General features: G+C 61.4%; 12 protein-coding genes and 4 pseudogenes. 12 read left to right on the top strand and 4 right to left on the bottom strand.

The window, feature by feature from the left end:
* Positions 1–124: 124 nt before the first annotated feature.
* The 6 genes and pseudogenes from G3572_RS21650 to G3572_RS21625 form a co-directional block, all read left to right on the top strand.
* Positions 125–547 (top strand): annotated as a pseudogene (locus tag G3572_RS21650) (recombinase family protein); the annotation flags it as partial.
* 293 nt (positions 548–840) lie between these two features.
* Complete coding sequence (gene repA, locus G3572_RS21645; RefSeq protein ID WP_164517418.1) at positions 841–1,986, top strand: plasmid partitioning protein RepA; 1,146 nt, start codon at positions 841–843, stop codon at positions 1,984–1,986.
* A complete protein-coding gene (locus G3572_RS21640) occupies positions 1,976–2,905 on the top strand; it encodes a ParB/RepB/Spo0J family partition protein (RefSeq protein WP_164615780.1) in 930 nt (309 codons plus the stop codon). The genes repA and G3572_RS21640 overlap by 11 nt, the downstream gene beginning before the upstream one ends.
* Positions 2,906–3,108: 203 nt before the next feature.
* Positions 3,109–4,221 (top strand): helix-turn-helix domain-containing protein, encoded by a 1,113-nt coding sequence (locus G3572_RS21635; RefSeq protein ID WP_275897812.1) that lies wholly within the window; start codon positions 3,109–3,111, stop codon positions 4,219–4,221.
* Positions 4,222–4,348: 127 nt separating this feature from the next.
* Positions 4,349–4,906: pseudogene (locus G3572_RS21630) on the top strand (ParB/RepB/Spo0J family partition protein); the annotation flags it as partial.
* Positions 4,907–5,081: 175 nt separating this feature from the next.
* Positions 5,082–6,065, top strand: coding sequence for a hypothetical protein (locus tag G3572_RS21625; RefSeq protein WP_240335684.1), 984 nt, complete (start codon positions 5,082–5,084; stop codon positions 6,063–6,065).
* A 17-nt stretch (positions 6,066–6,082) separates the two neighbouring features.
* Here G3572_RS21625 and G3572_RS21620 read toward each other — a convergent pair whose 3' ends face one another.
* Positions 6,083–6,400, bottom strand: a complete 318-nt coding sequence (locus G3572_RS21620) for an H-NS histone family protein (protein ID WP_164615774.1) — start codon at positions 6,398–6,400, stop codon at positions 6,083–6,085.
* A gap of 462 nt (positions 6,401–6,862) precedes the next feature.
* Here G3572_RS21620 and G3572_RS21615 point away from each other — a divergent pair.
* The 6 genes and pseudogenes from G3572_RS21615 to G3572_RS21590 all read left to right on the top strand — a co-directional run.
* A pseudogene (locus G3572_RS21615) lies at positions 6,863–7,828 on the top strand (DUF932 domain-containing protein); the annotation flags it as partial.
* 126 nt (positions 7,829–7,954) lie between these two features.
* Positions 7,955–8,395, top strand: a complete 441-nt coding sequence (locus tag G3572_RS21610; protein WP_164615772.1) for a JAB domain-containing protein — start codon at positions 7,955–7,957, stop codon at positions 8,393–8,395.
* A 109-nt stretch (positions 8,396–8,504) separates the two neighbouring features.
* Positions 8,505–9,023, top strand: coding sequence for a DNA repair protein RadC (locus tag G3572_RS21605; RefSeq protein ID WP_164615770.1), 519 nt, complete (start codon positions 8,505–8,507; stop codon positions 9,021–9,023).
* A gap of 29 nt (positions 9,024–9,052) precedes the next feature.
* A complete protein-coding gene (locus tag G3572_RS21600) occupies positions 9,053–9,250 on the top strand; it encodes a hypothetical protein (RefSeq protein ID WP_164615768.1) in 198 nt (65 codons plus the stop codon).
* 75 nt (positions 9,251–9,325) lie between these two features.
* On the top strand, positions 9,326–9,745 hold the full coding sequence (locus tag G3572_RS21595) for a hypothetical protein (RefSeq protein ID WP_164615766.1): 420 nt from the start codon (positions 9,326–9,328) through the stop codon (positions 9,743–9,745).
* Positions 9,738–9,998, top strand: a pseudogene (locus G3572_RS21590) (DUF8835 domain-containing pootine); the annotation flags it as partial. The gene G3572_RS21595 and the pseudogene G3572_RS21590, both read left to right, overlap by 8 nt.
* A gap of 91 nt (positions 9,999–10,089) precedes the next feature.
* On the opposite strand, the gene G3572_RS21585 reads toward G3572_RS21590, so the two are convergent.
* The 3 genes from G3572_RS21585 to G3572_RS21575 form a co-directional block, all read right to left on the bottom strand.
* Entirely contained in the window at positions 10,090–11,097 is a 1,008-nt protein-coding gene (locus tag G3572_RS21585; RefSeq protein WP_164615762.1) for a tyrosine-type recombinase/integrase, read from the bottom strand.
* Complete coding sequence (locus G3572_RS21580; protein ID WP_164615760.1) at positions 11,094–12,011, bottom strand: tyrosine-type recombinase/integrase; 918 nt, start codon at positions 12,009–12,011, stop codon at positions 11,094–11,096. Before G3572_RS21580 ends, G3572_RS21585 begins: the two co-directional genes overlap by 4 nt.
* Positions 12,005–12,921, bottom strand: a 917-nt coding sequence (locus tag G3572_RS21575) for a site-specific integrase (protein WP_164615758.1), incomplete at its 5' end; no start/stop codon positions are given. The genes G3572_RS21575 and G3572_RS21580, both read right to left, overlap by 7 nt.

Genomic DNA, 12,921 nt, shown 5'->3' with positions numbered 1-12,921 from the left:
CAAGGCCGCAGGCCTGTAAGCCCCCTGCCCTTCCGTCGAGCCTTTGCTGAAATGCCAAGCTCCAACCAGACCGCTCAGGTTTCAGGTAACCGCTTCAATTGAAATCAGGAACCAAACGCGACAGCGGCTGGCGCGGCAGGACGGCTACATGGAACGCCTGAACGAGACGGCGCAGGACTGGGTGCCCCATGTGCGACGCCTGCGGCCCGACATGGCCTGGGAAGACGTGCTGCGCATCGTCAACGGCCCCCTGCCCCGCGAGCGCCAATGGACGCAAAGCCGCCTTTTGCGCGCAGTCAACGCCTATGTGCGGGACGGCTTCCTACCGCCCACAGTACTGGACCGCGCCGGCCGCCGCGAGACCGACGACCGCTTGCCCGCCATCGTCGCTGCCATCAAGGGCGCGGACCCCGAGATCACGCTTCAGGCGATCTGCACCAGACTGGAAGCGATGCGCGAGCGCACGCCCCGCGGGCGGACAAGCTGGCAGCCGTCATCCGTGAAGATGCTGCTGGAGAGGGCTGAGAGGCTGGGGCTGCTTGCGTGAAGTCGTGGGAATCGGTCGCGCGATTCTGAAGATCTGCGTTACGTAGGCGTCGACAATACATGTTGTGGCCATGACATCGCGGGCTACGAACTGTTGAAGTGCTCTGCGAACAGGTTCACCCAAGGCATTGATACTTAACAGCTTTATCTCGTCAGAAATAGGCTGCTTCAACGCCCTCAGGCCGCTCAACAGTTCGGGCTGGATTTAATCGCCAAAACTGTTAAGGTCTACAAAACAATAAAGACTTGAGGGCAGTGATGAGCGGGATACGGGCCTCTCAAAGATTCGATGTCATGTCCAAGCGGCTCGGTAGCCGGTTGCGTGAACATGCGCAGGAGACGTTCCCGCCGGATGCCCAGAAGGGTCTCCGTCGCTTCGCAATGCGGGAAGCCGCCGATCTGCTTCGGATCAATCAGAACACCTTCCGCCATCATGTGTCAAATCTCGAAGGCTTTCCGGAAGGCATCCTCGAGGGTGGCAACCGCCGCAGCTTCTCTGCCGAGGACATGGTCGAAGCCCAACGCGTCCTTCTTGAGACTGGTAGGATCAAGCCCGATGAACACCCTCACAGAAGAGCCGGCGAACCCTGCCAGGTCGTGACAATCTTCAACCTGAAGGGCGGGTCCGCAAAAACGTCGACCGTGGCTCATGTTGGTCAGCTACTGGGCCTTCGCGGCTATCGGGTCCTGCTTATCGACCTCGACAGCCAGGCAAGTCTGACAAACCTGTTCGGGGTTACCCCTGAGCTCGATCCGGACATGCCGACCTCCTACGATCTGATCCGATCCGAGGGGCCCCTGCCCGCCTCAGATATCATTCGCAAAACGAACTTCCCGACAGTGGATCTGATCCCGGCCTCCATGGACATCATGGAGTACGAGTTCGAGGTCGCTTTGAGCTTCAGACACGGCGCCACCACCTTCCACAGTCGGATCCGTGAAGCGCTTGAGCCAGTCCTGAGCCGATATGATGTGGTGATCTTCGACACCCCGCCGCAGCTGAACTTCTCGGTGATCTCCGCCCTCTTTGCTTCCACTGGGGTCCTGATCCCGCTCAACGCGTCCATGCTTGATGTGATGTCTCTGGCAAGCTTTCTCGGCATGGCGAGCAACCTGATGGGCGTCGTCGAGGCGCATGCTCCCGAGCACGGCCTGAACTTCGTTCGGGTGCTGATCACCCGGTACGAGAACACCGACGGTCCACAGGTCCAGATCTCTTCTCTGCTTCGGACGGTCCTTGGCGATGCGGTCCTCCCTGCCGAGTTCTTGAAGTCGACGGCGGTAGGTGATGCCGCAAACACCCAGCAGAGCATCTTTGAGGTCGAACCTCGCGACGTGAACCGCAGAACATACGAGCGTGCGATCGAGTCCGTTTCACGCGTAACCGACGAAGTTGAGCGCGAAATCCTCAAGGCATGGGGGCGTAGTCATGGCGCGTAAGGTCTTCGGGGACTCACTCAAGAACGCGATGGGTAAAGCGTCAACGTCGGATGAGGATGCGGATATCGATCTGAAGCGCACGAGCCCGACAGTCGCCCGTGCGCAAGCATCCGTGTTGGAAGAAGATAAACACGCCACGCGCCTGATCGACCCGAGCACTGTGCGAATGTCCGCGGTCATGGATCGCATCGATCCCAGCGATGGCCTCGAGGAGCTCGTCGCGTCGATCCGTGAGCACGGGCAAAAGGTTCCGGTTCTTGTCCGCCGAACCCAAGACGGGGCACTTGAGATCGTCTATGGACGCCGCAGGCTTCTCGCCTGTCGTGAACTTGGTCAGAAAGTGCGCGCCACGGTCATGGAGATGACCGAAGAGGAAGCACTGATCGCCCAAGGCGTTGAAAATAATGCCCGCCAGGACCCCTCGTTTATCGAGAGGGCTCTGTTTGTCGCCGGGATCATTCGAGAACTTGGGAAAACAGACGAAACGCGCAAGAACGCCCAGACCATCGCCTATCGGGCACTCCAGATCGATGAGTCTCTCGTCTCTCGGATGAACCGTATCGCTACCGGCATTCCGATGGAGCTGATCCAGGCCATCGGACCAGCACATGGCGTTGGTCGGCGGGTCTGGGAGAAGCTTTTCAGGCTGTGCGAGAAGGACGTCTCGAGAGCCAGGGAAGTTGCCCGCGAAATCCCCCGAACCTTGCCGGGTCCAGAGCGGCTTGACGCAGCGGTTACGCTGCTCACGACCACCAAGACAACTCCGCCCAAGGCTGAGTCAAGTGAGCGCGTTAAGATCGGCCGCAAGGGCAACCGCATCACCATCGATGTGGACGCTGATCTCGCCCCGCGCGTCGAAGATGCCATCCGAAAACTGATCGGCGAGCTTCTTGACTGCGGTCAAGACGGCCCAGAGTGACGACCCCGTGTCTTGACCGCGGTCAAGATATCAAGAGCAACGAGCAGAAAACGAAAGGAGGACCGGCTAGAAAAGTAAAGACCCCCCGAAAGCGGTGCTTCCGAAGGGCCTCAATCAGTCTCGACACCTGATTGATACCCCCAAAACGAATCGAGTTCAACACCGCTCGCGGTGACCGGGGAAGCTTTTTCTTCCGAAACACCATGAGACATGTCACTCAAACACGAACCGCCTTGGCGGAACAAGCAGCTATTGCCTGCCCTAACCCCTACGAGCTTCTGGGGCCGGTGCGGGTTCTTCGGAAAGACCTGAACCTGACGAGCAACGACGTCACCGTACTGACAGCGCTCATCAGCTTTCTTCCGCGCGATCAGAGCCCAAACTCTGGTGAAACACAGTGCAAACTGACCGTTGTGTTCCCCTCCAACGCCTCCTTATCAGAACGCGCAAACGGCATCGATGAAAGAACGCTTCGCCGCTGCCTGGGGCGCCTTGAGGCTGCGGGGCTGCTTCAGCGAAAGACTTCAGCGAACGGGAAACGCTTCCCTCTCCGCTACGGAGGCATAATTAGGGATGCGTTTGGGATCGACTTGGGTCCGCTAATGCAGAGCCACGACGCTCTTGCAGCCAAAGCATCGAAGGTCACGGAAGAACGTGAACGCCTGCGCTCCCTTAAGGCAGAAGCCCTAGCGCTGCGCGCGTCCCTCCTTCAAGACGAACGGCTCGATGACGCACGGTTGGCTTCACTGGAAACGATCCGAAACCTGCTTCGTCGAGCAACACTGACCGCCGACACAGTTCTGCAAATCATTGCGGGTCTCCGCGAGCTCGGAGCCAACGCCAAGCCGAGCTACGGAGAGTGCCACGATTCAAAGACTCGTGCGGACCGAGAGCAATCGCGAGACCAAACCCTCGGCCATGAGTGCACGAGCGAGGTGTCCGCCAGAAACGGACAAAATGACCGGCAGATAGAGCCTGTAAAAAAAGAACATAAAAAGAAAGACACGCACGTGAAGCAGACCAACGCTTCCCAAAGCGTTGGAGCAGCGACCATGAACCGGGACCCTGCAAAAATGGCGTGGACGGACTTTTCACATGTTGCGGACTTCTTCCCAGATCCGCCACGAACAGGCGAAGCCCTCAACCGCGTTCTCTTCGACATCGGTCGATTGCTTAGAATACGCCAAGAAAAACTGATGCGTGGTCTTCAGAAAGCTGGGGCTGGACGGCTTTTGCTGATCTTGGACTACCTGTTGGGGAAAGGCGAAGCGATCAGGCAGCCCGAGGCATACTTTGAAACGATCCTGCGCGCATAGAGCATGCGGCTTACACGTCTTGACCGCGGTCAAGACCGACGAAGAGAGGGAAAGGTTGGGAGTTTGAGGGGTGACGGGAGATGAGATCGGGAGAGTGGCTTCCGGCGCCCGTCGTGGAGAAGATCTGATGGCGAAAGCAGCCCAGAACATCACCCTGTCCCGGTCGCGGGACATCCCCTTCAACAAGCTCGTGCTGAGCCAGTCCAACGTGCGACGCATCAAGGCGGGTGTTTCGGTCGAGGAACTGGCCGAGGACATCGCCCGTCGCGGGCTTCTGCAGAGCCTGAATGTCCGGCCCATGCTCGATGCCGACGGTGTCGAGACCGGCACGTTCGAGATCCCGGCCGGTGGCCGCCGTTTCCAGGCGCTGTCGCTCTTGGTGAAGCAGAAAAGACTGGCGAAGACCGCACCGATCCCCTGCATCGTTCGGGATGCCGCGTCCGAGATTCTGGCCGAGGATGACTCGCTGGCAGAGAACATGCAGCGTGTGGCTTTGCATCCGCTGGACCAGTTCCGCGCCTTTGTGGCTTTGCGGGAGAAGGGTCAGGGCGAGGAATCGATCGCGGCGGCCTTCTTCGTGACGCCGCAGATCGTGAAGCAGCGCCTGAAGCTCGCATCCGTGGCTCCTGCCCTGCTTGAAGTCTATGCCGAGGATGGCATGACGCTGGAACAGCTGATGGCCTTCATGGATGTGGTCGGCCTGCCTGCTTCTGAGCTACCCGCCAGGAGCGCGATTGATCGTTTTCGTTCGAGCTCCGATATTGTCTTCAGCAAAAAAAGGAATGCCCGACTTGCTCTACAAAGATTTGATCGCAACCTACGGCTCGTCCCTCAGTGGCCGGTCTTCCTTGGAGGACGACATGGTCTGGCATCTGGTCCCATCGGATGAGCTGACCAGATTTCGGCGCTATGCGCTCGAAGCCCTCCAGCAGGCCAAAGTTTACCTGCTTGATCATAATGCTGCGAATTACGCCGACACCTTGCATGACGCCCTGCAAGAGCGGGCGCAGGCCGTTGGATCTCAGGCCATGTCCTACCTGGGCGAGATACAATTTCCTGCAAAGGTCACCTGGGTGGAGTTCGACTATAGAGAACTCGCTGTCGCACGCTTCGAGCGGGGCGCACCCTCGACCGCCCACGATGATCGGCCCATCGGGTCTGGCGTGCACGGTTTCCTGATTGATGATCGAGAGGTCGACCATCTGAGGATTACCATGTTCGCGCGGCCCGACGGCGTAAGGGCGATGGACCCGATGAGCTTCATGCGGCTCAATCGAACGGGTCAAGGATTGCTGGACTATGAAGACGTCAAGTTCGAGTTCAACCCGTCCATGATGCGCTACCGGGCCATCTGCGGTGACTCCGAAGAGGCGATCGAGGCCCGGCGGACAATTCACTTGATCAACACCGGGAGTGAACTTTTCATCCCCTGTGCGCTATTCGCGATGCTGGTCTCGCCAGATCTGGGAGGGATCATCCCCAGTGAGAGCGACACTTTCACGGCGAAAGAGACCAAGACCGCACGCAAGTTTGGCAAGTCGTGGATCCTTGGCGCCCAGAAATCTCATCTGACCATCCGTATCGGCCCGCAGGCCGCTGCGCACATGGCGGAAAGAACCGCTCGCCTCGAATTCGAGAGGCAGACGCTTGAGGCGCGGAACGGCCCTGTTCGTCATTGGGTGTCCGAGCATGAGCGGCACTACCGAAGCGGCAAAGTCGTTCTGGTCAAAGGGCATCACCGGGGCCAAGCACCTGACCCCAATCTGCCGACACGGGTGATGGGGCCAAAACGCGAGGAATTCGAGTTTGACCTCTCCGAGGTCGTACCATCAAGAACCGACTGATCGGGTCGTCGGCAACTTCATACGGCTAGATCGTCTTTCGACTTCCCAGCAGCCAGCGCCTCCACGAACCACTGCGGTTTGCGCCCGCGGCCCGACCAGGTGAGCGCCGGGTTCTCAGGGTGCCGGTACTTCGCCGCTGCCGGTGCACGGGAGGATTTCGTCTCGGTGCCGACAAGTTCGGTGAGGGAGTAGCCCAGTTCCCGGGCGAGAGCTTCCACCTTGGCGCGGGCTTCCGCCTTCTGCCGATCCTCGAATGTGGAAATCGCCTTGGCGACGTCCTTCTGCATTTTCTTCAGCTCGCCGAGCGACAGTGCCTCGAGATCGTAATCAGCCATTGATGCGGTCCGTGTCCTGAATATCCCGGTATCAATAGCCCGTCGATGCAGGGCGCCGCAACTCCCGGAAGGCAAGGGCAGGGGTGGCAACGGATGGTCATCGCCGTCGTTGCCGCCAAGGAGGTGCTGGACTGGGGGTCAGGCTGTCCCGATGAGCAGTGTGACAGGGTCTGGCATGGGCTCCCCGCGCCTCTCTGTCTTCTGGGCCATCCCTTCGACTGACAATCCCCTAATCCCGTTCGGGCTCCTGCGCGCAACCCCGCGTCAGACCGGGCCGTGTTGCCCCTTTGGGGCTGCCCGCTCCACCCCAGTCCTCTGGGGGTTTCCGGCGTCCGTTCCGTCCACCGTGCACGCGTCACCCGACGGGCTTTGTCCGGGTCTTGTCGAAGGGACGGTCCCGAAGACAGGATACACAGGAGCTTATCATGCAGAACATCGTCATCCTCGCCGGCAACATCGGTCAACCCCGAACGGTTGCACCTGGTGCTGCCGAAAGCGCATGAAACGGTCGCGCCCACGCATTGGGCCTTCGGCCAGCTTGCCAGCATCGTCGGCGCGCCTGCCTCCTACCTGCGGCAGCTGCCCGCGCCGCTGGCGGGGATCAACCTGCAATACGGTCTGACCAACCACCGCGCCGAGCAGGTGAAGACCTTCGAGACGGAAGATGGCCGCACCGAACTGCGCGCGGTGACCGGCCCAGACTATGGCCGCATCCATGACCACGAGTTGGTCGAGGCGGTGCAGCGCATCGCGGGCAATGGCACCGGCGACACGCGCTGGAAGGTGCCGGGCGTGCTCGACTGGTCGACCGGGGTCTACAACCCCGATGTCGAGATTAGCCGCGACACGACCACGCTCTATGCCTCGGATCGCGATGTCTTCCTGTTCCTGGTCGACGACCACAACCCGATCGAGGCGGGCCGTCTGCCCGATGGCTCCCCCGATCTCTATTTCCGGGGCTTCTACTGCTGGAACTCGGAGGTGGGCGCCAAGACCCTTGGCATGGCAAGCTTCTACCTGCGAGCCGTGTGCCAGAACCGCAACCTCTGGGGGGTCGAGGATTTTCAGGAGATCACGATCCGTCATTCCAAGTACGCCGCATCGCGCTTCGCCCATGAGGCGGCCCCGGCGCTGACGCGGTTTGCCAATTCCTCGCCGCAGGGGTTCGTAAACGGCATCAAGGCGGCGCGGCAGCAGATCGTCGCGCGTACGGACGAGGACAGGGATGACTTCCTGCGCAAACGCGGCTTCTCGAAAGCCGAATCCGGCAAGATCATCGAGAAGGTGCTGATGGAGGAGGGCCGCCCGCCCGAGAGCATCTTCGATTTCGTGCAGGGCATCACGCGGCTTGCGCGCGACAAGACCCAGCAGGATGCCCGCCTCGACATGGAAGGGCGCGCCAAGAAGCTCCTCGACCGGGTCGGCTGACGCTGGGCCCGACAACGCGACCGCCCTCGCGCGCGGCGGTCGCACTTTCCCCTTCCACATGCACGCCACTGGCCCCGCCCCGAGAGGGCGTGGGGCTTGGGCCTGCGCAATTCAGCGAGAACGCCCATGACCCCCCAGGAAGAAACCATCGTCCTCGAGGCCCGCGACATCCTCGGCCGCTACCTCAGCCAGAACCCGGTCATCGGTAGTTGGCAGGCGCTGATGGATTATTGCGCGCTGACCGTCCGCGGCCCCATCGAGCGGTTCCACGTGCTCTACCTCGACCGCAAGAACCGCGTCATCTCCGATGAGCTTCTCTCGACCGGCACGGTTGACCATGTCCCGGTCTATCCGCGCGAGGTGATCAAGCGGGCGCTGATGCTGAACGCCAGCGCCCTGATCCTGATCCACAACCACCCGTCGGGCGATCCGACGCCGTCGGAGGCCGATCTCAGCATGACCAAGGAGATCCAGAAGGGGTGCAGGTATCTCGGTTTGACGCTGCATGACCACATCATCGTGGGTGCCGGGACCGAGCTGAGCTTGCGGGCCCTCGGCAAGCTCTGACGCTGCGGGCAGATCCATCACCGTCGCCCCTTCGAGGAAGAGGGCGGCAGTTTGGTCTTTGACGGATGAGGCGGGGAGAGCGGCTTCCTGCGCCGTCGGAGATCTTTCCATGTTCGACCTGCCATTGCCCATCCACCCGACCGCCTACGCGCGGGGCGTCCCACCGCATTTTCCCTCGGGCGACACCGATCCCAGTCATCCCTTCGCCTTGACCCTGTCGCGCCGCGCGCCGGCCGACCTCATGTCGGGCCGGGCCACTCCCCTGATCCTCGCCCGTTTCGCAACACTGGCGGACGCCATGCAGGACGCGATCGACCATGCCGAGGGGATCGTCCCGGATGCTCCGCCCCAGCTTCTGGCCATCCTCGACCGTGACGCGCGCCTTGTGCTGGCCGGGGCCGCCAGTGACCACGCCGTCGCCTGGTGCCACCCGGTGACGAGCGCGGCTGAGGCACGTGGCGTCGTGACCGAGGCGAGCCAGCTGCGAGCGCAGGCGGTTCGTGCAGCCGATTGGCGCGAGACCGATCTGGCGGAGCGGCTGCGCCACCGCGCCGATCTTCTGGATGCGCGGCTCGTCGATCCGCTCTGGCGCGCCTTCGCCGCCCGGGCGCTGCAGGTCGCGGCATGACGCCTGAAAGACAGAGGAGGTCACCTGAGATGACCGATCCAGCCTATCAGCGCCTCGGCATGCCGGCGACGGCTTCGCCCTATGCCGTCCTGCGCGCGGCGGTCCGGGCGCTTCACCCCGACACGCGCGCCGTTCGCGGCTTCCGGACGGCGCGGAAGCGCTTCTATCGGCAAATGCTTTGCGCCCATGCCGCGCGACAGGCGGCGGGCGATCCGCCCTCCGGCTGATCGCTTCCAACCACCCCTTCATTCCAACTCAGCGCCCGGCCTCTCGGCCGGGTCTTCCCCGTTTAGGAGGTCCCCATGGCGGACTACTTCACCCGTTTTTCGTGCCTGCTCGATGTCGGCACCCCCGACAAGGCCGCCCGCGCGCTCGCGCTGTTCCAGAGCTTGCGCTCCGCGGATCAGGACGCCGACGGCCCTGAGGTCGCGGGCTTTGATCTCGCGCGCCAGGACGCGCCCGAGGGCAGCACCCTCTGGATCCATGATGATGACCACGGCGATGTTGAAGCTGTCATCCGCTTCGTGCTGCGCCTCGCAGCAGAGCTCAACCTCACTGGTCTCTGGGGGTTCGAGTACGCCCTGACCTGCTCCCGGCCGCGCCTCGACGCCTTTGGCGGTGGCGCGCATGTCATCGACCTCGGCGCACGCAAATCCGTCGGCTGGACCAGCAGCCAGGAATGGCTGGCCGCCGCGCTGAACGGGGAGGACGTCGATGCCTGAGGTCATCTGCACCACCGTCTACCAGTTCCCCGAACTCTCGGATGCGGCCAAGGAAAAGGCGCGCAGCTGGTATCGCGAGCTCGGCCCCCACGACGATTGGTGGGACGCGGTCTATGAGGATTTCGAGCGGGTCTGCGAAATCCTCGGCGTCCGGCTCAAAACCACGCCCGTGCGGCTGATGGGCGTCGGGACGCGGGCCAAGCGCTGTATCTGGTTCTCCGGGTTCTGGAGCCAGGGCGACGGGGCCTGTTATGCCGAGCGACGGATTATGCGGAGCGGTCAGGTCATCACGCTGTAAACGCGAGGGATTTTCGACAATCCGCTCCGCATAATTCCGGACGGGTTCAGGTTAGCGTGTTTTTCCTTCCAGTCATCAGCATCGCAATCAACGCATCCGGAGCCTTGAACTTTCCGCGACGCAGCTCGGGCGGGATGACCGCCTCTACAGCCTCGAGTTTTTGGGCTGCATCAACGCGCAGATAGGTCTCGGTCGTTCGGATGTCCGCGTGCCCCAGCCAAAGCGCGACCTTTCGAATGTCGCGGGTCGCTTCCAGCATGATCACGGCGCAACTATGCCTGAGTTGGTGGGGCGACACTGATCGCCCCACCAATGATGGACAGTGCTGAGAAGCTTTCACGACGTGTTTGTCGAGCACATACTCGAACCCGGATCGCGTCATCGCTCTCCCTTCGGCATTGACGAAGATCTCCGGTGCAGGCGTAAGCCCCCGCACGGCAAGCCAAGCCCGCAGGTCTGAGGCTGTCTGCTTCCAAAGTGGAAAGTGCCGATGCTTTCGCCCTTTTCCTCGAACCAGCAGGCTTGGAGCCTGGCCTAGAACCAGATCGGTCAAGGCAGCCCCTACGAGTTCCGATACGCGCAGCCCACCCGCAAAACAAAGGTGCATCATGGCGCGATCCCTGGCACCCAAGCGCGTCGTGACATCGGGAGCATTCAGAACGGCCTGCACCTCGTCCTTGGACAGGTGCTGGACCAGCTTGTTCTCGCAACGTTTTGTCGGGATCGCCCGGATTTGCGCGACTTGAGCCAGGAGGGCTGGATACTGGTATTCAACGAACCGCATGAACGACTTGATGGCAGCGAGCCGTGCATTTCGCGAAGTGGCGCCATTTCCTCGATCAGTCTCGAGATGATCCAGAAAGGCCAGGATCAATGGTGCGTCCAGCTGCTCGATACTGAGCTGCGACGGGCTGGATCCGACACGCCTCGCCGCGAACTGGAACAGCAGTTTGAAGGCATGCGCATAGGTTTCGCTGCTGAGGGTGCTGAACCCGCGCTGCCGAGGCAGGTAATCCTGCATGAACTGCGCAATGATCGGCGCAAGGGCTGTCATGAGCCGCCCTCCGTCAAAAGTTCCTCGGCTGCGGCAGAGATTTCGGCCAGCAGCTCGGGCGTCCGATGCAGATACCAGTACGTGTATCGGAGGTTGGAATGCCCCATGTACGTCATCAGCGCGACAGCATTGCGCGCGATCGCTTCGCGCCCGGCCCCAGATTTTTCCAGCACCCGTGTCGCGAAGGTGTGGCGCAGATCGTGGATCCGAGGGCGCCTAGACCGACCGGGCGCAATCGCCGCGATGGCAAGGATTTCGTGGAACGCCCTTTGCGGGACAGAGTAATAGATTTTCCTCTTTCCTTCGGAAAGGAAGAGGTGATCGTCGCTGGCCGCGACGGCCAGCCTCAGCTCCATGTACCGGTCGAGAATGGGAGGCACGCTTGGGTGTAGCGGTACCATCCGGCTCTTGCCGAACTTGGTCTTTCGGATATGCAAGATGCCATCCGGCAGAACATCACTCAGGGTCAGGTTCAAGGCCTCCGATATCCGTAGTCCGGTCGAGGCGATCAGGCCAAACAGGACGGCATAGATTTCGCGCCGCACTGGAGAGCTTTCGTTCAGCTGCCTGACCCGAGATGCAACGATGAGCCTCGCCAATTCATCATCCGTGAAGATGTAAGGAATGAACTTGGTTCGATGCGCCTTGAAGATGCCTCCCGGCGGAATCTCATGTGCAGCGTCTTCTGCGTGCAGAAAGGTTGCCAAACGGATGACATCCGTGATGCGGCGATACCGAGTGTCTGGCGTCGACGCACCTTCTGCCCAGGCCACCGCTGTTGCCGTCCTGACGTGTCGCTCACCTCTGGCTTCGACGAACTGGCCGAACGAAGCCAAGTTCTTGGCCGTCTCCTTGAGCTTGAAGCCAAGCGACCTTCGCAGTGCGATGTAGCGATTGATTTCCTCGATCAGCATGCGGCCTCCCCCGCCCAAGGTTGAGCGATTTCGCGGAGCAGAGCGAAGTCAACCTTCGCATATTGCATGGTGGTGGACAGCGAGCGGTGCCGGAGGACCGCTCCGACCCCTGCAAGATTGACCCCATGCCGAAGCATCGCTGTCGCCGCCGAATGACGAAGCAGATGGGAACCGCGTCGACCACTCTGGATGCCCGCCCGGTCAAGAGCCGCCTGAACCAGGCAGTTCACAGCAAACCTCGACATCGGCCGCATCGGATTTTGCGCAGTGACGAACACGCGCGGCGTGGTTAATGTCGGTCGCCCCCGGTCCAGATAGGCCAGCAGCGCTTCGCCGACTTCTTGAGGAAGAGGCAGCCATTCTTCACGACGTGACTTGCCACCCCTGATGGCAATGCGACCATTCCGCCAGTCGATGTGATCGAACTCAAGGTTTGCGACTTCGCTTGCGCGCAAGCCGAGTCGGACAAGAAACAGAATGACCGCGCGATCGCGCAGGCGGGCCTCGCCGCTGCAAGCAGCCACGATCCTCGTGATGTCAGCGTCGTTGAGGAAGTCTGGTACTGGTGCCAATTGCCAGCCCGCAAAATTCGGGATGGCCTGATCACGGCCGGCCGGGCAACGTCCAGTTGCGATCAGGAAGCGCAGGAATGCGCGAGTGGCGGTCACCGTCATCCTTGCATGAGCAACGCCGTGCATGCCCGCGCGTCCCAGCACAAACTCCCTGATGGCATGGGCGCTATAAGCCTCAGGCGCGTCGCCAAGGACGAGGAACATGTGAACAAGGATGTTCTGATAGGTGTCGAGGCTGCTGTCCAACACCCCACGATTTCGGAGCATCCAATCCCGGAACTCGCCGAGGATCGGCCACTGTTCACTTGGGGAAGGCGGCTTCGGCAGTGGATCGACGA

The organism is Pseudotabrizicola algicola, from assembly GCF_010915705.1.
Classification (GTDB): domain Bacteria; phylum Pseudomonadota; class Alphaproteobacteria; order Rhodobacterales; family Rhodobacteraceae; genus Pseudotabrizicola; species Pseudotabrizicola algicola.
This window is presented reverse-complemented; position numbering and strand designations above follow the sequence as displayed.

What these genes read in the sequence shown, in the direction of transcription:
- repA (WP_164517418.1), top strand. Translation starts at nt 841, where the DNA reads ATGTCCAAGCGGCTCGGTAGCCGGTTGCGTGAACATGCGCAGGAGACG.
- G3572_RS21640 (WP_164615780.1), top strand. Translation starts at nt 1,976, where the DNA reads ATGGCGCGTAAGGTCTTCGGGGACTCACTCAAGAACGCGATGGGTAAA.
- G3572_RS21635 (WP_275897812.1), top strand. Translation starts at nt 3,109, where the DNA reads ATGAGACATGTCACTCAAACACGAACCGCCTTGGCGGAACAAGCAGCT.
- G3572_RS21625 (WP_240335684.1), top strand. Translation starts at nt 5,082, where the DNA reads ATGGTCTGGCATCTGGTCCCATCGGATGAGCTGACCAGATTTCGGCGC.
- G3572_RS21620 (WP_164615774.1), bottom strand. Translation starts at nt 6,400, where the DNA reads ATGGCTGATTACGATCTCGAGGCACTGTCGCTCGGCGAGCTGAAGAAA.
- G3572_RS21610 (WP_164615772.1), top strand. Translation starts at nt 7,955, where the DNA reads ATGACCCCCCAGGAAGAAACCATCGTCCTCGAGGCCCGCGACATCCTC.
- G3572_RS21605 (WP_164615770.1), top strand. Translation starts at nt 8,505, where the DNA reads ATGTTCGACCTGCCATTGCCCATCCACCCGACCGCCTACGCGCGGGGC.
- G3572_RS21600 (WP_164615768.1), top strand. Translation starts at nt 9,053, where the DNA reads ATGACCGATCCAGCCTATCAGCGCCTCGGCATGCCGGCGACGGCTTCG.
- G3572_RS21595 (WP_164615766.1), top strand. Translation starts at nt 9,326, where the DNA reads ATGGCGGACTACTTCACCCGTTTTTCGTGCCTGCTCGATGTCGGCACC.
- G3572_RS21585 (WP_164615762.1), bottom strand. Translation starts at nt 11,097, where the DNA reads ATGACAGCCCTTGCGCCGATCATTGCGCAGTTCATGCAGGATTACCTG.
- G3572_RS21580 (WP_164615760.1), bottom strand. Translation starts at nt 12,011, where the DNA reads ATGCTGATCGAGGAAATCAATCGCTACATCGCACTGCGAAGGTCGCTT.